The following is a 22,367-nucleotide window of genomic DNA, read 5'->3' as shown; positions in this document are numbered from 1 at the left end:
GCGCCCGAGTCTTCCGGGGCGCCCTCGACGTCGTACCGGCACGTAGGCGATCTCCTGCGTGCGCGTGCAGAGGTTGGCCGCAGCCGCCGCGGGTCCGTCGTGGGTTCAGGAGCCGTCAGGCCCGGCCGGTGGACGGGAGAGGTCGCGAAGGCGTTCCATCTCACGGCGGTCGCGCTTGGTCGGGCGGCCGGCGCCGCGGTCGCGGATGCCCGCGGGGGCGACGGCCTCGCGCGGCGGTGGCGGCGGGCTGTTGTCGATGTAGCACTCGACGGCGACGGCCGGGCCGACCCGTTTGCGGATCACGCGCTTCACGACGACGACCCGTTCCCGGCCCGCGTGCCGCAGACGTACCTCGTCGCCGACGCGCACGGCGTAGGCGGGCTTGACGCGCTCGTTGTTCACCCGGACATGCCCGCCGCGGCAGGCGGTGGCACCCATGGAGCGGGTCTTGACGAGACGGACGGACCAGATCCAGCTGTCGACCCGCACGGTTTCACCCCCGCCGGGACCGGCGGCCTTCGCCGCGGCTACGGCATCGGCCGAACTGCCCTCCGAGCCACCCGTGCCCTCCGAGCCACCCGTGCCCTCCCAGCCGTTCGTGCCTTCCGGGCCGCCGGTGCCCTCCCAGCCGTTCGTGCCCTCCGGGCCGCCGGTTTCCCTGTCTCCGGTGCCCTTGTCGTCGTCCGCACCCTCAGAAGCCATGACCCGACTTTAGTCCCCCGAGCCGGGCGGCCCGGGAGGAATTTCCGTCACACGGCCCACCGCGGATCCGGCTGCTCAGGGCAGCCCGGAGGCTGTTGCCTGATGCCGTCCAGGGAACAGCGAGGGGCTCCACGTGGAGACAGCATCGCAGGTCGACGCCTTGATGGACGGCCTCCGCGCCGACCTGGAGCGGTTGGCCGCGATCCCCTCCGTCGCCTCCCCGGCTTCCCGGCCGAGCCGGTCCAGGAGGCCCACGATCTCCTCGTACGACTGCTGCGGGAGGCCGGCGTCGAGCGCATCGACCGTATCGACCTTCCCGGCACCGCCCCGTGATCTTCGGCGAGATCCCGCCGCCCACCCCGGACGCACCGACCGTCCTCCTCTACTCGCACTACGACGTGCAGCCGCCCGGCGACGAGAAACTGTGGCAGTCGCCGCCCTTCGAGCCAACGCCCGTCGAGGGCGGACTCAGGGCGCGCGGGATCGCCGACGACAAGTCGAACGTGATCGCACATCTGGGGATGCTGCGGGCGTATGAGGGACGGCTATCGGTCGGGGTGAAGCACCTCCGCTTCGTCTGGCCGCTCCTCGCTCTCCTGTTCCTCCTGACTGCGGCTTCGTGGCGGCCGGCGCGGCGATGACCTAGCCGTCCCCGCCGTACGGTTGTGGCATGGACAGCGGCGGCCTGGCGGAACTGGACGGGCGGATCACCGGGTGCCGGGCCTGTCCGCGCCTCGTGGAGTGGCGTGAGGAAGTCGCCCGCACCAAGCGCGCGGCCTTCGCCGACGAGACGTACTGGGGCCGCCCCGTCCCGGGGTTCGGACCCGCCGACGCGTCTCTGCTGATCGTCGGCCTAGCGCCCGCCGCGCACGGCGCGAACCGGACCGGCCGGATGTTCACGGGGGACCGGTCGGGCGACGTGCTGTACGAGGCGCTGTACGACGTGGGGCTGGCATCGCGGAGTACGGCCGTGAGCGCGGACGACGGGCTGACCCTGTACGGCGTACGGATCACCTCGCCGGTGCGCTGCGCTCCACCCGCCAACAAGCCGACGCCACAGGAACGGGACGCCTGCCGGCCTTGGCTCGTACGGGAGTTGGAGCTCCTGCGGCCTTCGCTGCGGGCGGTTGTGGTGCTGGGAGCATTCGGGTGGCAGGCCCTGCTGCCCGCGCTGGCGGGGGCGGGGTGGGCGGTGCCTCGGCCTCGGCCGGGGTTCGGACATGGGGCGCGGGTGATGGTTGGCTCGAGGGCGGTCGGTTCGACATCGGCTGGCTCGACGACATCGGCTGACTCGATGACGCCAGCTGGCTCGACGACGCCGGGTGGCTCGGCACCGGCGGGCTCGGGTTCCGTCGGTTCGGAATCGGTCGACTCGGATTCGGTCGACTCGGATTCCGTCGGTTCGGATTCGGTCGGCTCGATCGAGCTCTTCGGATGCTTCCACGTCAGTCAGCGCAACACCTTCACCGGGCGGCTGACTCCCGCCATGCTGCGGGAGGTGCTGCGTACGGCGGCGGACGCGGCGGGGTTGCCGAGGAGGCCGTACTCGGAGGGGCCCTAGGTCCGTTGTGGCCGACCCGCGGGCTTCGACAAGGTGATCTCCCCCCCGCCTCACGCGGTTGGTGACCCTGTGGGTCCGCGTCGAGCAGAAGTCTCCCGGCGTCGAGCTTGACATGAGTATTTCCGGTGATGCCGTCACCGCGTTCAAGGCCGAGCTCAATGACCCCGCCGGCGACCGGTAGTTGGCCTGGACGGGCGGGCGCCCGGGCTCTGTTGCCGGCCGGGGCGCTCCTGACGTACGGGGCCGGCTGCCGTCGGCGTGTACGCAGGACGCACACGCAGAGTGGACCTCACCGGGGCGGTACATGGAGCCCTTGCGCACGAGCTTGCCGCTCGCACTCCTCCGCAAGGGCCGGGTAGGCCTCGGCGATGGCTTCGAGGATCCGCCGCTGCAGGAGTGCGACGGCCGTGGCCCGTGCGGAGAAGCGGCCGTGCCCGGGAAGTCCGTCGAGGAGTCGGTCGTAGTGGGCCAGCCTATGCCGCAGGTAGTCGACCTTCCAGGGAGCGAGGGAGGCACGGTGACCGCCGGAGGCGAGTTGCGGGCGGACGCCGGGGGCATCGATGGAGGCATCGGTGGGGGAGACGCCCTCGCCTGGGGCTGGGGAGGGCGAGACGCGGCGGTCTGCGGGTTCAGGTGAGATGGGACGGTCTCTGGGTTCGGGTGGGGTGGGGCGAGTGGGCTCGCGTGGGGTGGGGCGAGTGGGCTCGTGTGTGGTGAGGCCGGGGCGCCCGGGTGCGGTGGGCCCAGTGCGTCCGGGCGTCGGGCGGCTGGCGGGCCCGGGTGGGGCGGGAGCAATTGGCCCGGGTGACATGGAACCGTCCCCGTCGAGTGCCGCGTACTCCTTCCGTGCCCGGTGTTCCATGGCGCGCAGGGCCAGCTTGCCCGGGTCGAGCCGTGGTACGTCGATCGGTTCCGCTCTGATGCGCTCCAGGACTTCCTGTCGTCGGCGCTCCAATGCGGCCCGCACCAGGTCGGATCGCCGCGCCGCGGTGTCCGCCACGCTTCGGAAGGTCTCGCTGCGCTCGGCGGCCTCGACCCGTTCGGCTCGGTAGAGGCGGGTGTGCGGGGCCGACCTCCGCCGCGGGTCGACACTGAGCCGGTCCGGCGGCCCCAGCAGCCGATGCACTATCGCGCCGGTCCACCCCCGCGCCCGCAGTCCGGCCACGGACACGTACCTCTGCCCGTCCTCCTCGTAACCCACGTTCGCCACCTCCCCCGTAGCCAGTCAGTAGTCGTGACGCTCTGTGACGACATCTCCCATTAGAGCGCGCGCCACTGACAATGGCCGCCGAGACCGGGGAGGGTTAGGGCGGGGAGGGTGAGACCGGGGAGGGCGAGGGCGGAGGATGCCCTCACGTCGGCGGTGCGCCGCCGCCGAATAACCTTTCGATATGCGCAGTTGACGCTGCTAACTTTTCTGACGTGGCGAAACTCAATCAGATCATCGCAGTGGAGAAGGGCATCAAGTCCAAGTCGCACCAGGACCTGACGTCCGCTCACCATGGGCTGCAGAAGCCCGCGTTGCTGGCCGGTATCTCGCGGACGTATCAGCCGAAGGACGAGGAGGGTGAGCAGTTGCCGCCCGAGTCGACCCGGGTGCAGGTACAGGCCGAGGATGTGCTGCGGGAGACCGCGGGGACGCTGACGCGGCTGTTCGACGTGACCGCCACCAAGGACTGGGCGAACTGCACGGCGCGGGCCGACGTGAAGGTCGACGGGCGGGTGCTCGTCGCCGAAGTCCCCGTTTCCTACCTGCTGTTCCTCGAGAAGCAGCTCACCGATCTCAACACCTTCGTACGGAAGCTGCCTGTCCTCGACGCCTCCGAGTCGTGGATTCAGGACCCGTCCACCGACGCGTGGAAGACCGAGCCCGTGCGGACGCTTCGTACGAAGAAGGTGCCCCGGAACCACGTCAAGGCCGAGGCCACCGAGAAGCATCCCGCTCAGGTCGAGGTGTACTACGAGGACATCCCGGTCGGTTACTGGACCACCGTGAAGTTCTCGGGTGCGCTGCCCGCGCGGCGCGTGAACGAACTCCTCGACCGGGTCGAGAAGTTGCAGCAAGCCGTCAAGTTCGCCCGTGAGGAGGCGAACGGCGTGGACGTCGTCGACCAGCGCGTCGGTGACTCCGTGTTCGGCTACCTGTTCGGGTAGCCTCAAGAACCCCCCGGCCACAGTGCACCACGGCCGGGGTGCGCGAGGAGCGCAAAGCTGAAGCTGAAGCTTGTCGTGACGGAGTGGCCAAGGCCCGGTGCCGGGCCGCGATCAATCTCAGACTCTCGCTCCAGACTCAGTATTCGCCGCCGATCGCCGGATCGACCGGGCCCAGGCCCCGGACGTCGAAATGCCGGTTCAAGTCCGGCCCGCACAGCTCGATGTGCGGTGGTCCAAAGGCAGGACGCGGCGACATGATGACTGATCTGGGTCCTCAAGCGTGCCGGCGTGTGAATTGGGTGGCATCACAGGGTCCGGGGGCCGGCTACGCCCTCGGACCCGCTCCTGCCTTCCGGGTACATCGGCCACGTACATCGGCCACGCTTCACGCAGGGCTTCCCACAAGAGTTGCGTTCATAAAGTTCGCCGCATCCCCGTGAAGTGTCACCTCGCTGAAACGCTTGCGCACCCTTCCCTCCAGCAACCCGAACTACCGTGGACTCCACGCCAGCCCGGCCGATGCCGCCCGAAGGCAACCCCGCCCTCGCCCGACAGGAGCCCCGTGTCCCTCCCCAGCGTCGCCGTACCGCCCTGGCTCGCCCATGCCCTGCGCGCACAGCGGGGACCGGTCCCCTGGAACGCGGTCTTCCGGGGTGCGCTGGCCGCCGGGCCCGTGCTGCTCGCGGCGGTGGTCGTCGGCCGGCCGTCCGTCGGAGTGGTCGCCGCGCTCGGGGCCATGCTGGCCGGGTTCAACGACCGGCCGGGGAGTCGGCGGACCGCCGTCAAGAGGCTTGGGGCGCCTGCCCTCGCGGGGGCCGGTGGGCTGCTCGTCGGGTCGTACGCCGGAGAGCATGTCGGGGCGTTGACGCTCACCGTCCTCCTGACCGGGCTCGGGCTTGTGGCGGGGGCCACCAGCGCCATCGGCCCCGTCGCCTCGGGCGCAGGGACCCAGCTCCTCGTGGCCGCGGCCATCGGGGCCGGGATGCCGCTCCCCGAACCCGGTTGGCAGCGTGCGCTGTTCTACCTCGCCGGAGCCGGCTGGCTGCTCGCCCTGCGGCTCGCGCTCCCGACGACCAGGGCCACCGCCGGTGACTACCGCTTCGACGGTGAGCGGGACGCCGTAGGTGCGGTGTACGAGGCGATCGCCGAGCTGCTGGCGGCGGTCGGAGGGACGGACGCGACCGCCCGCCGGGTCGCACTGACCGCCGCCCTCGATCACGCGCAGGACGCGCTCGCCGGGCCCCGGCTGCGGCGGTACGCCAGTTCCGGGGCCGAGCGGCGGCTGCACGCGCAGTACGCCGCCGCGCTGCCGCTCGCCGAGGCGGCGACCGCGCTCGCCTGGGTGGGAGAGGCGGTGCCCGCGCGGGCCGCGGAAGGACCCCGGAGGCTCGCCGCCGCCGTACGGACCGGTGCGCACACCGGACCGCTGCCTGCACCAGGTCTCCCCCACGCTCGGCTTCGCTCGCGCGGGGGGACCCCCATCGCACCCGAACTCCGCGCCCTCGACGACGCGCTGCTCCACGCCGCCGACGCCTTCGACGGAGGCGGCACGGGTAAGAACCTGCACACCCGGCGTCGTACCGCCCGGTCCCTCGTGCGGACCGCCTTCGGCGCGGGAGGGCGTGAGTACGGGATCCGCGTCGCCCTCTGCTTCGGCGCCAGCGCGGGTGTGGCGCAGGCACTGCATCACGCCCCGTGGTCCGGGAACCACTCCCACTGGTACTGGCTCCCCGCGACCGCCGTCTTCCTCGTCAAGCCCGATCTCGGGCCGCTCGCCTCGCGGGTGCTGTGCCGGGCGGCCGGAACGGTGCTGGGCGCCCTCGTCTTCGCCGGGCTTGCCGCGCTGCTGCCCAGGCCCGCCGGGCTCATCGTCGTCGTGGCCCTCTGCGGTGCCTTGATCCCCGTCGCCACGCGGCACTTCGCCGCGCAGACCGCCGTCGTCACCGTTCTCGTACTCGCCCTCGTCATGGTGGCGGGTGAGCCGCCTGCCGCCTGGAGTCGTATCAGCGAGACGCTGCTGGCCTGCGCGATCGTGCTGCTGGTCGGGCATCTGCCGGCGCTCGGGCAGCGCGGGGGCACGGTACGGGCCCGGCTCGCCCGTGCCATGGAGGCGGCCGACACCTATCTCGCACATGTGCTGAGCGACGACACGACGGACGACCGGGCCGGGCGCTGGGCCCTGCGGCGCGAGGCCTATCGCGCGCTCGCCGAGGCCAAGGCCGCGATCGACCTCACCGCCGCCGAACTCCCCGCCCTCGCACGGCACGCGGAGGGTACGGACGAGGTGGCGGCCACCCTCGAACGGCTCGTCGACACGACGACGGCGTGCGCCGTGCAGCTCGACGACACCGGGCGCCTCACGCCCCGCCACACCGAGCGGATCGCCGAACTCCTCGACGAACTGGCCGAGGGGCGGGTACGGGCGAGGCTCCGCGTGAAGCACGGGCGCGGGACCGAAATCCGTATCGCTGTATGACGGCCGCGGGACCGAAATCCGTATCGCTGTATGACGGCCGTGGGACCGAAATTTCCATCGCTGTGTGACGGCCGAGGGCCCGAAGTCCGCGTCGCTGTATGACGGCTGGGCCTCGCGATCTGCCGGGTCCGGCAAGAGATTCCTGATTCGCTGGTTCCACGGTTCATTCGCCGGTTCCGCGGGTCAGTCGACCCGGCGCCGCACCCCCGTCGTACGGTGACGCAATGACGCCGTCTCCCACGACCCCGTCCACCCCCGCGCAGGACCCCGCCGATCTCGTCATCACGGGATGCACCGCCCTGGTGCACGACGAGCACGAGGGGATCGCCTTCGTCGAGGACGCCTCGATCGTCGTACGAGGAGGGGTCATCGCGGCCGTCACCGCCGGCGATCCCGGTGTGGGCGCCGTCCAGCGCATCGACGCCCGCGGCCAGGTGGCGATGCCCGGCCTCATCAACTGTCATACCCACTCGCCGATGGTCGCGCTGCGCGGCATCGCGGAGGACCTGCCCGCCGAGGAGTGGTTCAACGACTTCGTCTGGCCGATCGAGTCCAACCTCACGGAAAGGGATGTGGAGTTGGGTGCGCGGCTCGCCTGCGCCGAGATGATCCGCGGTGGGGTGACCTGCTTCGCCGACCACTACTTCTCGATGGACACCGTCGCCGCCGTGGTGGCGGAAAGCGGGCTGCGCGCACATCTGGGGGAGGCCTTCTTCTCGTCACAGGGTCCCGAAGGCCGGGAGAAGTCACTGGAGTTCGCGCTGCGGCACCGGGGATCGGCTCACGGCCGCATCACCACCGCACTCGCCCCGCACGCCCCGTACACCGTGGACGACGCCGACCTTGCCGCGACCGCCGAACTCGCCCGCGCCCACGGACTCCCCGTGCATCTGCACGCCTCCGAGAGCCGCGAGCAGACCGACAACAGCCTTGCCCGGCACGGTCGTACACCGATCGAGATCCTGGAGCGGACCGGGATCCTCTCCACCGGCACGAGCGTGCTCATCGCGCACGGCACCGGAATCGTCGAGCGCGACCTGCCGGTGCTGGAGCGCGCGGCGGCAGCGGGGACCGTTGCTGTCGCGACCGCGCCCCGCGGGTACCTGAAGTTCGCGTGGGGTCCGACACCGGTGCGTGCCCTGCGCGAGATCGGTGTTCACGTCGGGCTCGCCACGGACGGGGCCGCCTCGAACAACTCCCTGGACGTATGGGAGTCCATGGCGCTCACCTCGCTCGTCCAGAAGTCGACCGAGGGCGACCCGAGGTGGCTGACGTCCCGTCAAGCGCTGCACCACGCAACGCTCCAGAGCGCGCGGGCCGTCGGACTCGGCGAGCGGATCGGCAGCCTCGCGCCCGGGCGGCGGGCCGACATCATCCTCGCCGACCTCACCGGGCCGCACACCCAGCCCGTGCACGACCTCGCGGCCACACTCGTGCACAGCGCCCGCTCCTCGGACGTCCGGACGACGATCGTCGCCGGGCGTGTGGTGATGCGGGACCGCGAGCTGCTCACGCTCGATCTGCCGTCCACCGTAAGGGAGTTGGGGGAGCGGCTGCCCGCCCTGGTCGACCGGAGTCACGGGAAGCGAATCCAGGAGTACGACGCCTGACCGCGCTGGCCAGGGTGGAGTCATGCCCGTGTCCCAGGACCCCGCAGCGGGGCTCATCGACAACCCGTACGCCGTCTATGAACGTCTTCGTGACACCGCGCCCGTGCACCGCGTCGCCGGTACGGACGGCAACCCGGCCTGGCTCGTCACGCGGTACGACGACGTATGCGAGGGCCTCGCGAACCCGCTGCTCTCGGTGGACAACCGGCATGCGCTGCCCGGGAGTTACCGGGGGATGGCACTGCCGCCGGCCCTCGACGCCAACCTCCTGAACATGGAAGCAGCGGATCACACCCGCATCCGGCGCATGGTGGTACGGGCCTTCACGCCGCGCCGCGTCGAGCAACTGCGCGCGCCCATCAGGGAAACCGCCGACCAGCTCCTCGACGCCCTCGGCACGCACGGCAGGACGGACCTGATCGCCGCGTACGCCGCGCCTCTGCCCATCACCGTCATCTGCGATCTCCTCGGTGTGCCGGACGAGCACCGCCGGGACTTCCGGATCTGGACGGACGTACTCGTCGCACCCGACCCGGCGCGTCCGGCGGCGGCCAAAGAAGCGGTCGTGGCCTGCTCGGGTTCTTCACCCAACTCCTTGCAGACAAGCGGAAGGAGCCCGCGGACGACCTGCTCTCCGACCTGATCGCGGTACGGGACGAGGGCGACCGGCTCACCGAGGGCGACTGGATCGGTGAGGGCGACCGGATCGGTGAGGGTGACCGTCTCAGCGAGAGCAACGGCCCCCGCCGACGCTGACCGTCTCACCGAGAGCAACGGCCCCCGCCGACGCTGACCGTCTCACCGAGAGCAACGGCCCCGCCGACGGCGACCGTCTCAGCGAGAGCAACGGGCCCGCCGACGGCGACCGTCTCAGCGAGGACGAGCTGATGTCACTCGCCTTCCTCATCCTCTTCGCCGGATACGAGAACACCACGCAGCTCATCGGGAGCGCCGTCCTCGGGTTGCTCACCCACCCCGACCAGTTGGCCACCCTCCGGGCACACCCGGAGCAACTGCCCGCCGCCATCGAGGAGTTCAGCCGCCACGAGGGCCGAGCCCTGCTCGCCATCCGGCGCTTCCCCACCAAGGACATGACGATCGGGGGAGTCGCCGTCGCCGCGGGCGAGACCGTCCTGCTGTCTCTGGCCGCCGCCAACCGCGACCCTCCCCCAAGTCTCGGCTTCGCTCGACCAGGGGGACCCTCATCGCTTTCCCGAACCCGACCGGCTCGACCTCGGCCGGGACACCTCCGGTCATCTCGCGCTCGGCCAAGGCATCCACTACTGCCTGGGCGCGCCGCTGGCCCGGCTGGAGACGGAGATCGCCCTGTCCGCGCTCCAGGAGCGCCTCCCGGACCTCGCGCTCGACGCCGACCCGGCCGAACTGCGGTGGCGTCCCTCCCTGCGCGCCCGCGGACTGCTCGCGCTTCCGGTGACGTACTGAATCCGGTAGCCCGTAGTCCGGTGCGTCCCGGACCGATTTCAGAAATTCTCCGTCTCGCCGATGAGTTCCGCGGCTCCCTTCGGTCCACCCCACGAAGGCACCGTTTCGTAGGAGGGGCACATGACGCTTCCGCAGATCGTCTCGCGCGACGAGTGGCGCGCAGCGCGCGAAGAACTGCTGGCCAAGGAGAAGGCCGCCACGCGTGCGCGGGACGCGCTCAACGCGGAGCGCCGTGGGCTGCCGATGGTCGAGATCGACAAGGAGTACGTGTTCGAGGGCGGCGACGGCAAGGCGACGCTGCTCGACCTCTTCGCCGGGCGGAACCAACTCGTCGTCTACCACTTCATGTTCGCGCCGGAGTGGGCCGCCGGCTGCCGAAGCTGCTCGGGTTTCCTCGACCAGATCGGACATCTCGCGCATCTGCGGGCCCGGGGTACCGAGTTCGCCGCCGTGTCCCGTGCACCGCACACGAAAATCCTCCCCTTCAAGGCACGCATGGGGTGGACGGTCCCGTGGTACTCGTCCTACGGCAACGAGTTCAACTACGACTTCCAGGCATCCTTCGGCGGTGAAGAACCCTACGAGCGACCGGGCATCAGCTGCTTCCTGCGGGACCGTGACCATGTCTTCCACACGTACTCGACATACGAGCGAGGACTCGACGGGATCGGTTCCACGACCAGTCTGCTGGACCTGACCGCGCTGGGAAGGCAGGAGGAGTGGGAGGAGCCCAGGGGGCGCTCATCCGCGCTGGGGGCGCCCGCAGGCAGTGAACGGATCCGATATCACGACGAGTACGAAGACTGAAACGCATAGTGATACGACGGCTCACGCGCGGCGTGGTGGAGCGAGACTTCCCTCACACCGAACGCGAGACGAAGTGTCGACTACGTCTCAGTACTGTTACTTAGCGAGCCGTTCACCCCATGAGGGGCGTTTAACTCTACGAGAGCAGCGCTACATGGAGGTGCAGGGTGAACGGGCGAACGGTGCTGAAGCGCTTTCCCGCAGGTGGGCCGCGCGGGTCGTGGCCCGCGGAGGAGTTCGCGCAGGCGCGCCGTCTGGAAGGTCAGGCCGCCGAGGTGGTCATGGATCTGTCGACGGACGCGTTCCTGGTAGTTGTCTGGGCCGCTGAGCTCGTCGAGTGAGGCCGCGGGCCGTCCGGCTCCGTCCGGCTCCGTCCGAGTCTTCCCGGTCCTTCCGGTCCTTCCCGGGGGGGATCAGCCTGCCTCCCTGGTAGGGACCGTGGACGTGAACTGTTCCGCCTGGAGCGAGTACAGCTCGGCGTAGACGCCCCCGGTGGCCAGGAGTTCCGCCGGGCTGCCGGACTCCACGAGGCGGCCCTGGTCGAGGACGTGTACGAGATCGGCGTGGCGGACGGACGCCAGCCGGTGCGTGATGAGGATGACGGTCTGACCGGTGCCCGCCAGCGCCCTGATCTTCTCGAACACCTCCAGCTCGGCCCGGGCGTCGAGCGCGGCCGTGGGTTCGTCCACGATCAGGATGGCGCCCCGCCGATAGGCGGCCCGCGCGATGCCCAGCCGCTGCCACTGTCCGCCCGACAGCTCGTGCCCGCCGCTGAAGCCGCGGGCCAGGAGTGTGTCGAGGCCGCGGGGCAGATCCGCCACGACGTCCTCGGCCCCCGCCTCGGCCACCGATGAGGTGAGGCGCTCGTCGGTGAGCGGCGCCGAGGCTCGGCCGACCGCGACGTTGACACGGGCGGTGAACGGCCAGCGTTTGAAGTCCTGCGCCACCATCGCGATGCGCTCGGCGAGCTGGTGCCGGTCCGCGGTCGCTGTGTCGACGTCGTCCCAGAGGATCCGGCCGTGCTCGGGCGCGTACAGGCCCGCGAGCAGTTTCACCAGGGTCGTCTTGCCCGAGCCGTTCTCGCCGACGAGCGCCACGATCTTGCCGAGCGGCACGCTGAGGGTCACGTCCGCCAGTGCGGGCCGGGTCGAGGAGCCCGGATAGGTGAACGTGACGTTCTCGAAGCGTATTTCGCGCGGATCGGCGGGGAGCGCAGTGCCGCCCAGGGGGATCGCGCGTTCGGCGGCCTCGACGTACAGGCGCTGCAGGTCTCCCACGAACAGGCCGTCCTCGTGCAGGGAGTTGATCTCCAGGACGAGCGTGCCGAGGCTCGCGGAGCCGGTGCGGATCGCGATGACCGCCGTACCGGCGACGGAGAGTGCCATCGCGCCGGCGAGCAGCAGTCCGCCGAGGGTCGCGTATGTCGCCACGGTGGCGAGCCCGGTCCAGGCCGCCGCGATCAGGCCGGTACGGGCGGACAGCCGGGCCAGGCGCGCCTGCTCGGCTTCCGCGCTCTCCGACATCGAACGGTAGTGGCGCAGCAGGAACGGCCCGACGCCGTGCACGCGGATCTCCGGAGCCGCGGCGGGCTCGGTGAGCAGGTTGCTGATCAGCCGCCCGGCGCGGATGTGCTGCACCCAGGTGTGGAACGACTGGTAGTGGCGCCGGGCGTTCGTCAGCGCGCTCCACGCGCTCGGCAGCGTCATCGTCACGAGCAGCGGCAGCAGCGCGGGGTGCAGCACGGTCAGGACGCCGGCCGCCGCGCACAGCGAGATCATCGCGTTCACCACCCGGGCGGCGATCGTGATCATGCGGCGGGCGGAGTGGGCGCCGTACTGCGCGGTGTCCAGCAGCTTGTGGAAGGCGTCGTCCTCGATGGCGGCCAGCTCCACGGCCGCCGCCCGCTCCAGATACAGCTCGGTCGCGACCCGCTCGACCTTCGGTTCCAGCCGCCCCGTCGCGTACGTCGACGCGGCCCGCAGCAGCGCGGCGAACAGCATCACGACGGCGACCGTGACCAGCGCCGGGAGCGCGCCGCGCAGCCGGTCCTCGACCGGGCCGCTGGTCAGCAGCCGGCCCAGCACGCTGTTGACGGCCAGCAGACTCACCGCCTGCGTCACGCCGCGGGACAGCTCGGCGGCCAGCACGATCTTGGCGGCGCGGCGGTCAGCCGTCCAGGCGAGCCGGAAACTGGACGCGAGCAGGGACGGCAGCCGCGTCATCATGGCGCGGAAGTTCAGCTCCAGGAAGGCGTCGGCGTGCTGGGACCATCCCATGTCGTAGCGGAGTGGTCCGCCGAAGAGCAGGTGCTCCGAGTCGGAGGGTGCCGGCTTGTCGTCGCCGCGCCGCTTCTTCGCCCGTATCCGCACCGTTGGCCTCCCCCGAGAGTGGACGCACGGTGCATTCCCCGGGAACGGTGCGCTCCACCCGGGGCGGCGACGGAGTTTCACGGCAACTGATGCACTTCGGTCACGTACGGAGTGCGCCGTCGTGACCCTGGCAGGATCCCAGCGGGCTGAGCCGGGCCCCTACGTACAGAGCCGCCGGGCCCCTACGTACAGAGCCGCCGGGCCCCTACGTACAGAGCCGCCGGGCTCCTACGCGCTGATCGGACGCGACCAAACGGGTGTCGCTCCCATCACCCGGCACACCGCCAGATAGAGCGGGATCGGCGGGGTGTACGGAACGGTGCCGGCGGGCTTGTGGATGAGCCCCGGGGTGTCGGGTGCGTCGGGTATGACCGCGCCCGTGGCGTAGTACGCGGGGGCCGGCCAGTCCAGGGCGACATCGGAGTCCGAGGGGACGATCCACCACCAGTTCGCCCGGTCGGCGTAGACACAGCCCACGCGGGGCAGCCGCGGCAGCAGCAGTGGTCCGAACCGGGCGGGCACGGAAACCGCGTCACAGCCCAGCGGCACGCTCATGCCCTGAGGCACCGGGAGACGTCTGGTCGGTCCGGGCACCCGCTGAGCGCGCTTGAGGCGGACCAGGGTGTCCAGGCTGAGAACCGGCGCTCCGGCTCCCGCGGACGACGTACCCCTGGCACTCATTCGGTCCCCGTTCCCCAGGACGCTTCCGTCCCGGTGCCCCGGCCGTCCGCCGGTGGCTTCTTCGCGCTCCATCCCAGGTCGAGCCGGGCCCCGGTGTCCGCGTCGAGGCGGTCGGGCGAACGGCGGTCCCCCGAGTGCTCAAGCTCCGCCCAGACCAGCAGCCCGGGGCCGGTCTCCTGAGCGCCCCAGGCCCTGCACACGGCCTCGACGAGGAGCAATCCCCTCCCGTGCTCCTCCTCGGGCCGCTGTGGCCAGGGGCGCGGCTGACCGGGAGCGCACCCCTCGTCACGTACAGCTATCCGGACCAGGTCTTCGTTGTGATGCAGCTCACAGACGACGCGCTCACCGGCGGTGTGCACGATGGCGTTGGTGACCAGCTCGGATATGACCAGGGTCGCCGTGTCACAGGTGTCCTCGCACACCGCCCAGCCGGACAGCCAGGCGTCGGTCAGCCGTCTGGCCCGGGCCACGGAGCCCGGGTGTGCGGCCAGCTCGAAGCGGAACCGACGCTCGGCGGCACGGAGGCCGGTTCGGTCCTCGGCTGCACCGGGACCAAGCCGGTCCTGGGTGGCGGCGCCGGGACCGAAGCGGTCCTCGGCGGCGTCTGTTCCTAAGGGCACGGACGGAGTCACGCTTGCCACTATCGCCCCGCCGTGAACACTTGGCAAGAGTCACTATGAAAAATGCAGAGTGCCGTGTGACTCCGTGAAGGCGCGTGGCACACTGCTCGCAACAGCACGCCGAGCGGCGCCAGTTGGGATCGTCGAAAAGGACCCCGAACGGCGCCGTCCGGGCTGTCAGGGCACTGTGGACCGGCTGTCAGACTCGTTTATGGAGGTGGGACGTGAGTGAACCGCGGTCCGCGCCGACGGTCGGCCAGGTCGTTCTGGGCCGGCGCCTGCTTGACCTGCGCGAACGTGCGGGCCTCAAGCGCGAGGAGGCCGCGCGGATCCTGCGTGTCGCACCCGCCACGGTCCGCCGCATGGAGATGGCCGAGGTCTCCCTCAAGATCCCCTACCTCCAGCTCCTCCTGAAGTCGTACGGCGTCTCGGACGAGGAGGCCGAGGGCTTCGTCGTGCTGGCCGAGGACGCGAACAAACCCGGCTGGTGGCAGCGGTTCCACGACATCCTGCCGGGCTGGTTCTCGATGTACGTCAGCCTGGAGGGCGCGGCCGCCCTCATCCGGCAGTACGAACCCCATTTCGTGCCCGGAATCATGCAGACCGAGGAGTACGCGCGTGGCGTCCTGAAGTCCGGCGCCATCGGCCAGACCAGACCCGAGGACATCGAGCGGCACGTCGCGCTGCGCATGCAACGCCAGGATCTGCTCACCCGCGCGGACGCCCCCCGGGTCTGGGCCGTGATGGACGAGACGGCCCTGCGCCGCCCCATCGGCGGCCCCGAGGTGATGGGCGCCCAGATCGACAAGCTGATCGAGGTCATGAAGCTGCCCAACGTGACGCTGCAGGTGATCCCGTTCTCCTCGGGACCGCACCCCGGCACGTACGGCCCCTTCGTGCTCTTCCGCTTCGCCGTGCCGGAACTCCCGGACATGGTCTACAGCGAGTACCTGACCGGCGCCGTCTACCTGGACGCGCGCTCCGAGGTGGCCACCCACCTCGAGGTCATGGACCGTATGGCGGCTCAGGCCGCTACTGCACATCGCACGAAGGAGATCCTTCAGGATCTCCGCAAGGAGCTGTGAATGGAACGCATCAGGCCGCGGATACGCAACGCGCGCATCTACAACGGAATGCCCGCCCGTGAACTGGGCAGCGAGGGCTGGCATAAGCCGTGGAGCGGCGGCAACGGTGGCAACTGCCTGGAGGCGATGAAGCTCGCGGACGGGCGCATCGCGGTCCGCCAGTCGGCGGACCCGGACGGGCCCGCACTCATCTATACGCCCGGCGAGATCACCGCGTTCATCCAGGGCGCCAAGGCCGGTGAGGCGGACTTCCTGCTGTCCTGATCCGCTTGCTTCTCTCTGCTCACTTCGCTTACTTCTGCCTCAACTCCCTGATTCCGGCGCCGACTTGACCACCGTCCGGGCGCCGACCTGATCGCTTGCCACGGCACGCACCACGGCATGGACCTACGGAGACCGTCATGACCGGGCAGGGCCCCATCGAGATCGACACGAGCAAACCGCATCCCGCGAGGATGTACGACTGGTTCCTCGGCGGCAAGGACAACTACCCCGTCGACGAGGAGATGGCCCAGCAGCTCCTCGCCGTCGATCCCCGGGTGCCGGTCATGGCGCAGGTCAACCGCGCGTTCATGCACCGCTCCACCCGCTGGCTGGCACAGAGCGGCATCCGGCAGTTCCTGGACATCGGCACGGGCATCCCCACCGAGCCCAACCTCCACCAGATCGCCCAGCGGGTCGCACCGGACGCGCGCGTCGTCTACTGCGACAACGATCCCATCGTGCTGGCCCACGCGGCGGCCCTGCTGCGCGGCACGGAACGGGGCGTCACCGAGTACGTCCAGGCCGATGTGCGGGATCCGGACCGGATTCTCGAACAGGCCCGGAAAGTCCTGGACTTCACCCAGCCGGTGGCCCTCTCGCTCGTCGCACTGCTGCACTTCATCCCCGACGAGGACGGTGCCTACGAACTCGTCGACCGTCTGCTGGCCGAACTCCCCTCCGGCAGCTACCTGATGCTGTCCCACGCCTCGGGCGAGTTCGACAAGGAGAAGGCGTCCCTGGCGGCCGAGATGTACCGCAGGCGCGGCCTGACCATGGCGCTGCGGAACCGCGCGGAGATCGCCCGCTTCTTCGACGGCCTCGAACTGGTCGAGCCCGGCGTGGTGTTGCTCGCCGACTGGAAGCCGGAACTGGGCGTGGTCATCGTGACGGAGGGCGACGAGCCGGTACCGGGGTACGCGGCGGTGGGGCGCAAGCCGTGACTTCGGCCTGAGTCGGCCGCGCCGGATGCGCGGCCTTGGATCCTGCGCCCCGTCTTCATGACCTTCAGATGCGGTCAATTTCTGGCGGGCGACGGCCGATGTCATTCGATCGTGGCCGATGGCAGGGTCACCCCGGCGGCAGCGCCCCGCACAACGCCTCAAGTGCCGCCCCGTAGGCATGCTCGGCAGGCGTCGCGTACCCCACGACGAGGCCGTCCGGCGCCGGCATCACGGCCTCCGGGTGCCGGAACTCGCCCAGCCCGTCGAGCGCCACGCCCTGCCAGACCGCGGCCTTGACGGCCGACTGCTCGGTCCCCGGCGGCAGTCGCAGCACCGCGTGCAGACCGGCCGCGACACCGGTGACCTCGATGTGCGGGGCCCGCTCGGCGAGCGCGGCGACGAGACGGTCACGGCGCCCCCGGTACCGCTGCCGCATGCGCCGCACATGACGGTCGTACGACCCGGAGACGATGAAGTCGGCGAGCGCGAGCTGCTCGGGCACGCCCGCCCACGCCTCCCGCTCACCCTTGACCGCGAGCACGGCGTCGACGTACCGCTCCGGAAGGACCATCCAGCCGAGCCGCAGCGCGGGCGACAGGCTCTTGCTGACCGAGCCGATATGGATGACCCGCTCCGGGTCCAGGCCCTGCACGGCACCGACCGGCTTGCGGTCGTAGCGGAACTCCCCGTCGTAGTCGTCCTCCAGGATCACGCCGCCACGCGCGCCTGCCCAGTCGATCACCGCGGCACGCCGCTCGGGGTGCAGCGGGCCGCCGGTCGGGAACTGGTGCGCGGGCGTGAGCAGTACGGCCCGTTCGCGGCCCAACTCGCCGACCTGGGCGCCGTCTTCGTCCAGGGGTAGCGGCACGGTCCGTATGGACGCGGCGGCCAGCAGCTCGTGGTGGAAGCCGAGGCCGTACGACTCGACGGCGAGTGGGCCCCGTAGAACCGCGGGAAAGAGCAGCCGCAGGGCATGCGCGAAACCGGAGCAGATCACGATCCGGTCCGGCTCCGTGCGCACGCCACGCGCGCGTGCCAGGTACTCGGCGAGCGCGTGCCGCAGTTCGACTCGGCCCGCTGGATCGCCCGGCCCGAAGGCCTCGTTGGGCGCCTGCTGGAGGGCCCGTCGGTAGGACGCGAGCCAGGCGGTACGCGGGAACGACGACGCGTCCGGGGTGCCCTGCCGCAGGTCGTGCCGTGGTCCACGCGCGCGTGGAGGTGCCTTTTTCGGTACGCGCGCGGGGGCGCCCAGCGGTTCGGCACGCGCGGCGACCCGGGTCCCCGACCCCTGCCGGGCGGTCAGCCAGCCTTCGGCGACGAGCTCCGCGTACGCGTCGGCGACCGTGTTGCGCGCGACGCCCAGGTCGGCGGCGAGCGAGCGGTACGGCGGCAGCCGGGTGCCCGGTGCGAGCCTGCCACTGCGTACGGCTTCGCGCAGGGCGCCGATCAGCGCGGCCCGGCGCCCGCCGGACCCGGCCACATCCAGATGCAGGTGCAGGTCAGCACCGATCCGCTCCGCGGAATTGACCCATGTTTCTTCCACAGAAATGCACCCTACAGCGGGTCTTTCGGCCCCGTAGATTCATGGGCATGACGACGAACACGAACACCGCCGGCGCCGCTGGAGCGGCCGTGACCGACACCGCCCGTCTCGACTTCGCGAAGTCCGCCCCGAAGGTCTTCCGGGCGCTGATCGGCTTCGACGCGGCGGCCCGCGACGGGCTCGACCCCGCCCTCGTCGAGCTCATCCAGATCCGTGCCTCGCACATCAATCACTGCGCGTACTGCCTCCACATGCACACCAACGACGCCCGCAAGGCCGGCGAGAGCGAGGACCGGCTGCACATGGTCCCGGTGTGGCGCGAGGCCCGGCACTTCTTCACCGAGAGGGAGCGCGCCGCTCTCGCCCTCACGGAGGCGGTCACCCTGGTCGCCGACGGAGGCGTCCCGGACGACGTCTACGCGCAGGCCGCGGCTGTCTTCGACGACCAGGAACTGGCCCACGTCCTGGCCCTGATCTTCACGATCAACACCTGGAACCGGGTGGCCCTGTCGACGGCGAAGGTGGCGGGCACGGACGAGCGCCGCTGACGGGTGTGACTGATGCGTCCGATGCGTGTGGCCGACGAGTGTCGCTACGCCGACATCGGGCGGTCGTACGGTCCGATCGGCGTCGGCAGTCGCGAGTCGCCGCCCGTCAGCCGGCGGTCGACCGCGGCCGCCACGGCGCGGCCCTCGGCGATGGCCCAGACGATGAGGGACTGGCCGCGGGCCGCGTCCCCGGCGGCGTACACCCCGGGGACGTTCGTCGCGAAGTCCGCGTCGCGGGTGATCGTGCCCCGCGGGTCGAGAGCCAGGCCAAGCTGGTCGATCAGTCCGTCCTGGCGGTCGGGTCCGGAGAAGCCGAGCGCGAGCAGCACCAGGTCGGCGGGAAGCGTCCGCCCGGAACCGTCGACCGGGCGGCGCCCCGCGTCCACCTCGACGAGATGCAGCGAGCGGACGTGCCCTGCCGCGTCCCCGGTGAAGCGGAGCGTGGACGCCGCGAAAAGTCGCGCGTCCGCATGCGCCGAGGGCGCCGTCTCCAGCGCGTCGGCCTCCTCGTGCGCGGCCGAGAGCCGGTAGATCTTCGGGTACGTCGGCCAGGGCTCGGAGTCGTGGTCGCGTTCCGCCTCCGGCAGCGGATAGATGTCGAGCTGGGTCACGGACGCCGCGCCCTCACGCACCGCGGTCCCCAGACAGTCGGCGCCGGTGTCGCCGCCGCCGACGATGACGACGTGCTTGCCGGCGGCGGACAGCGGCGATGTCTCCAGGTCGCCCTCACAGACCCGGTCGGCGAACGGGAGGTACTCCATCGCCTGGTGGATACCCTGCAACTCCCGCCCCGGTACGGGGAGTTCACGCCAGGCCGTCGCGCCCACGGCAAGGATGACGGCGTCGTAGCGCGCCCGTAGCTCCGCCGCTCCGATGTCCCGCCCGACCACCGTCGACGTACGGAACTTCGTTCCCTCCGCGCGCATTTGACCCAGGCGCCGGTCCAGATGCTGCTTCTCCATCTTGAACGCCGGGATCCCGTACCGCATGAGCCCGCCGATCCGGTCGGCCCGCTCGTACACGGCCACGGTGTGCCCGGCCCGCGTCAACTGCTGTGCCGCGGCGAGCCCGGTGGGTCCCGAACCGATGACGGCGACCGTCCGTCCGGAGAGCCGGTCCGGCGGGCGTGGCGGCGTGAGCCCGTCCGCCCAGGCGCGGTCGGCGATGGCGACCTCGACGTTCTTGATGGTGACCGCGGGCTGGTTGATCGCGAGCACACAGCCCGCCTCGCACGGCGCGGGGCACAACCGCCCGGTGAACTCTGGGAAGTTGTTCGTGGCGTGCAGCCGGTCGCTTGCCGCCCGCCAGTCGTCCCGGGAGACGAGGTCGTTCCACTCGGGGATCAGATTGCCCAGCGGACAGGCGTCATGGCAGAAGGGGACCCCGCAGTCCATGCAGCGGTCGGCCTGCCTGCTGATGATCGGCAGCAGTGCTCCGGGGACGTACACCTCGTTCCAGTCCCGCACCCGTTCCTCGACGGGCCGGCGCGGGTACTCCTCGCGCGGTGTCGTCATGAATCCTTTGGGATCGGCCATGGCCGTCCCCCTTGCGTACGCGACGGGCACGGGGCCGCGCCGCCGTCGGACGTCTTCGTCCCACGGCCTCCGGGCGGCACTCCTTTCCGGCCACGATACGTCGCCGGAGCGGGCCGCGCCGCTCAGCCGGCGGCCTCTGCTTCTGCTTCCCCTTCTGCTTCCGCTTCAGCTCCGGTGGCGGCGGCTCAGGCGATGGCGAGGACGTAGGAGATCGACGCGGCGGCCGCCGCGACGGTGCGGATGTGGTTCCACATCGACCACTCGCGCACATACGTGGGCCAGTACGCGGCAGCCTCCGGGCTGCCGGGGGCCATCTTCGCGAGCGCGTTGTTGCGGGGCACGTTCGCGGCGATGGTCACTCCGAAGCACCCGAACAGATACAGCGCGCTGCCCAGCAACAGCTCCACCGTCCCCTCGTCCGGCTGCAGCACGAACGTGACCACCGCGATGGCCGCGCACAGCAGCGCCGACCCGAGGAACGCCAGCATGAACGCGGGGCGCACCGCGAACACATTGATCGACTTCATCGCGGCGACCCCCTGCGCGGGAGGCAACTCGGCGATCGCCCTCATCACGAACGTCGAGAACCCGTAGAACACCCCCGCCACCAGCCCACACCCCAGCACCCCCACCAACGTCAGCACGAAGTACGGCCCATCGATCATGTCCACTCCCACGTCGACCCGAAGTCCGCTGTCACCACAAGTGAAAACCCGCACGGCGACGCCGACCATGGCTGAGGGGCGCGGAAGCATGCGGGAGCGTCCAGGAGAACCCACCTGCCGGTCCGGAGATCCTTCGGCCGGTCCGGCGTGGAGGACGAGGGGTGCCATCTTGGGGCTGAGCCCTGGTTCAGCCCGTCCGGCGTTTGAGGACGAGGTGGTGCCGTCCCGATCCCCACCCACCCGAGGGGGCGGTCTTTCAGCCCGTCCGGCGTTTGAGGACGAGCGCCTTCAGCGCGATACGGGGGTCTGGGGGCGGAGCACCCAGGAACAAGGGACGGGCAGAGGCGGAGGGGGCGAGGAAAACTGTTTCCACCTCACGGTGGCACCGGCCCCGCGCCCCACCCCCGCACGGTGGCCTCCACCACCCCAGCGATCCGCCGCCGAGCCTCATACCGAGGCACCCCGCTCATCAGCAACTGGTCGTACGGCGTGTCCGCATGCCGCACGGCCGCCCGGACCGCCGAAGCCACCGCCGCCTCGGACAGCGCACGCCCCGCCGCACTCCGCCCCACCCGCCCACTCCCACGTACCGACGCGTGCGCGGCGATGTCCCGCGCCCGATCGGCCGGACAACCCGGAAACATCCGCCGGATCTCCCGCGCGAAAGCGTCCGTGAACCGCAGATCCTCATCCTCCCGCCGCCGCGCGTCCCGGGCCCGGCGCCGCCGCCGCGCCTCCGCGTCCGCCAGGCACCGTTCCTCGGCCAGGGCCAGCGCCACCTCCTCGACGAGCACACCCTGCCGCTCGTACCGGCTCCTGCGCCGGTTGAACCGCACCACCACCGCCGACAGCGCACTCCCCTCCCGCGACCGCCGCGTCAGCGCGGTGTCGCCCCGCGGCAGGAACACCAGATGCCCGAGATCCGCGCAGTCCAGACACCGTGGCGCCCCGTCCTCCAGCACCAGCAACGCCAGCGGCCCGGACCGGCACTCGGCACACTGCCGCTTCTTGAGCGGCTGGATGACGAGAAGTCCGCTGCGGTGCGGGGGAGTTGCGATCGGTGCCATACGCGGTTCATTCCCCCGTCCGACCCTGGATCTACGTCACCGGCGAGTTGTCCCCAGCCCGACGCCTCCGTGAGCGAGCCGCAAAGCCAATCAGGGTGAGCCCTAGGTGCGACGACCCCAGCGATGCCCAACTACCTTGCCAGGCAGCGCATTTCACCGCCTGACCTGCACGGTATGCAAGAGATATCGGCTACTTCGACGAAATCGGCGCCAGCTGCGAACGATGCCCGAGCCGTCGCCCACCGAGCCGCACCCGGTCCCAGCCGCCCCGCGTACGACGAGAACCCGCCCCGCGT

The 22,367-nt window shown here is 70.9% G+C and carries 20 protein-coding genes and 1 pseudogene; 12 read left to right on the top strand and 9 right to left on the bottom strand.

What is annotated here, in order from left to right; genetic code table 11:
• Window positions 1-105: 105 nt before the first annotated feature.
• Window positions 106-702, bottom strand: coding sequence for an RNA-binding S4 domain-containing protein (locus ACFVKT_RS31520; RefSeq protein WP_385737858.1), 597 nt, complete (start codon window positions 700-702; stop codon window positions 106-108).
• A 329-nt stretch (window positions 703-1,031) separates the two neighbouring features.
• Here ACFVKT_RS31520 and ACFVKT_RS31515 point away from each other — a divergent pair, with 329 nt between their 5' ends.
• Window positions 1,032-1,343: a M20/M25/M40 family metallo-hydrolase gene (locus ACFVKT_RS31515; RefSeq protein ID WP_385737856.1), complete on the top strand. Its 312-nt coding sequence runs from the start codon at window positions 1,032-1,034 to the stop codon at window positions 1,341-1,343.
• Between the two features lie 29 nt (window positions 1,344-1,372).
• Entirely contained in the window at window positions 1,373-2,263 is an 891-nt protein-coding gene (locus ACFVKT_RS31510) for a uracil-DNA glycosylase (RefSeq protein ID WP_385737854.1), read from the top strand.
• Window positions 2,264-2,552: 289 nt separating this feature from the next.
• On the opposite strand, the gene ACFVKT_RS31505 is transcribed toward ACFVKT_RS31510, so the two are convergent.
• Window positions 2,553-3,464 (bottom strand): hypothetical protein, encoded by a 912-nt coding sequence (locus ACFVKT_RS31505; protein WP_385737852.1) that lies wholly within the window; start codon window positions 3,462-3,464, stop codon window positions 2,553-2,555.
• Window positions 3,465-3,685: 221 nt separating this feature from the next.
• On the opposite strand from ACFVKT_RS31505, the gene ACFVKT_RS31500 reads away from it, so the two are divergent.
• From ACFVKT_RS31500 to ACFVKT_RS31475, 6 genes and pseudogenes are all read left to right on the top strand, one after another.
• The gene (locus tag ACFVKT_RS31500) at window positions 3,686-4,417 is read left to right on the top strand and encodes a hypothetical protein (protein WP_385737850.1); all 732 of its coding nucleotides are present in this window, start codon (window positions 3,686-3,688) and stop codon (window positions 4,415-4,417) included.
• 562 nt (window positions 4,418-4,979) lie between these two features.
• On the top strand, window positions 4,980-6,893 hold the full coding sequence (locus tag ACFVKT_RS31495) for an FUSC family protein (protein ID WP_385737848.1): 1,914 nt from the start codon (window positions 4,980-4,982) through the stop codon (window positions 6,891-6,893).
• A gap of 224 nt (window positions 6,894-7,117) precedes the next feature.
• Window positions 7,118-8,503, top strand: a complete 1,386-nt coding sequence (locus ACFVKT_RS31490) for an amidohydrolase (RefSeq protein ID WP_385737846.1) — start codon at window positions 7,118-7,120, stop codon at window positions 8,501-8,503.
• Window positions 8,504-8,525: 22 nt separating this feature from the next.
• A pseudogene (locus ACFVKT_RS31485) lies at window positions 8,526-9,946 on the top strand (cytochrome P450).
• A gap of 120 nt (window positions 9,947-10,066) precedes the next feature.
• A complete protein-coding gene (locus ACFVKT_RS31480) occupies window positions 10,067-10,753 on the top strand; it encodes a DUF899 domain-containing protein (RefSeq protein WP_385737844.1) in 687 nt (228 codons plus the stop codon).
• A gap of 167 nt (window positions 10,754-10,920) precedes the next feature.
• Window positions 10,921-11,094: a hypothetical protein gene (locus tag ACFVKT_RS31475; protein ID WP_365427928.1), complete on the top strand. Its 174-nt coding sequence runs from the start codon at window positions 10,921-10,923 to the stop codon at window positions 11,092-11,094.
• 72 nt (window positions 11,095-11,166) lie between these two features.
• Here ACFVKT_RS31475 and ACFVKT_RS31470 read toward each other — a convergent pair whose 3' ends face one another.
• The 3 genes from ACFVKT_RS31470 to ACFVKT_RS31460 form a co-directional block, all read right to left on the bottom strand.
• On the bottom strand, window positions 11,167-13,029 hold the full coding sequence (locus tag ACFVKT_RS31470; protein WP_385737888.1) for an ABC transporter ATP-binding protein: 1,863 nt from the start codon (window positions 13,027-13,029) through the stop codon (window positions 11,167-11,169).
• A gap of 321 nt (window positions 13,030-13,350) precedes the next feature.
• Window positions 13,351-13,803 (bottom strand): hypothetical protein, encoded by a 453-nt coding sequence (locus ACFVKT_RS31465; protein ID WP_385737842.1) that lies wholly within the window; start codon window positions 13,801-13,803, stop codon window positions 13,351-13,353.
• Complete coding sequence (locus ACFVKT_RS31460) at window positions 13,800-14,444, bottom strand: ATP-binding protein (RefSeq protein ID WP_385737840.1); 645 nt, start codon at window positions 14,442-14,444, stop codon at window positions 13,800-13,802. The genes ACFVKT_RS31465 and ACFVKT_RS31460 overlap by 4 nt, the downstream gene beginning before the upstream one ends.
• Window positions 14,445-14,647: 203 nt before the next feature.
• Between ACFVKT_RS31460 and ACFVKT_RS31455 the strand changes: the two genes are divergently transcribed.
• From ACFVKT_RS31455 to ACFVKT_RS31445, 3 genes are all read left to right on the top strand, one after another.
• A complete protein-coding gene (locus ACFVKT_RS31455) occupies window positions 14,648-15,508 on the top strand; it encodes a helix-turn-helix transcriptional regulator (RefSeq protein WP_385737838.1) in 861 nt (286 codons plus the stop codon).
• Window positions 15,509-15,772, top strand: coding sequence for a DUF397 domain-containing protein (locus ACFVKT_RS31450; RefSeq protein WP_385737836.1), 264 nt, complete (start codon window positions 15,509-15,511; stop codon window positions 15,770-15,772).
• A 137-nt stretch (window positions 15,773-15,909) separates the two neighbouring features.
• Complete coding sequence (locus ACFVKT_RS31445; protein ID WP_385737834.1) at window positions 15,910-16,713, top strand: SAM-dependent methyltransferase; 804 nt, start codon at window positions 15,910-15,912, stop codon at window positions 16,711-16,713.
• Between the two features lie 127 nt (window positions 16,714-16,840).
• On the opposite strand, the gene ACFVKT_RS31440 is transcribed toward ACFVKT_RS31445, so the two are convergent.
• Window positions 16,841-18,256, bottom strand: coding sequence for a PLP-dependent aminotransferase family protein (locus ACFVKT_RS31440; RefSeq protein ID WP_385737832.1), 1,416 nt, complete (start codon window positions 18,254-18,256; stop codon window positions 16,841-16,843).
• A gap of 47 nt (window positions 18,257-18,303) precedes the next feature.
• Here ACFVKT_RS31440 and ACFVKT_RS31435 point away from each other — a divergent pair, with 47 nt between their 5' ends.
• Window positions 18,304-18,804 carry a carboxymuconolactone decarboxylase family protein gene (locus ACFVKT_RS31435; RefSeq protein WP_385737830.1) on the top strand — a complete coding sequence of 167 codons (501 nt, stop codon included), beginning with the start codon at window positions 18,304-18,306 and terminating at the stop codon, window positions 18,802-18,804.
• Window positions 18,805-18,848: 44 nt separating this feature from the next.
• Here ACFVKT_RS31435 and ACFVKT_RS31430 read toward each other — a convergent pair whose 3' ends face one another.
• The 3 genes from ACFVKT_RS31430 to ACFVKT_RS31420 form a co-directional block, all read right to left on the bottom strand.
• Window positions 18,849-20,339 carry a glutamate synthase subunit beta gene (locus ACFVKT_RS31430; RefSeq protein WP_385737828.1) on the bottom strand — a complete coding sequence of 497 codons (1,491 nt, stop codon included), beginning with the start codon at window positions 20,337-20,339 and terminating at the stop codon, window positions 18,849-18,851.
• A 185-nt stretch (window positions 20,340-20,524) separates the two neighbouring features.
• Window positions 20,525-21,004, bottom strand: a complete 480-nt coding sequence (locus tag ACFVKT_RS31425) for a DUF1772 domain-containing protein (protein ID WP_385737826.1) — start codon at window positions 21,002-21,004, stop codon at window positions 20,525-20,527.
• A 374-nt stretch (window positions 21,005-21,378) separates the two neighbouring features.
• Window positions 21,379-22,071 carry a DUF2293 domain-containing protein gene (locus ACFVKT_RS31420; RefSeq protein ID WP_385737824.1) on the bottom strand — a complete coding sequence of 231 codons (693 nt, stop codon included), beginning with the start codon at window positions 22,069-22,071 and terminating at the stop codon, window positions 21,379-21,381.
• Window positions 22,072-22,367 lie beyond the last annotated feature (296 nt).

The organism is Streptomyces sp. NPDC127595 (assembly GCF_042671685.1).
GTDB lineage: Bacteria > Actinomycetota > Actinomycetes > Streptomycetales > Streptomycetaceae > Streptomyces.
Note: the sequence above shows the minus strand (reverse complement) of the source record. Positions and strands in the feature narration are given on the sequence as shown.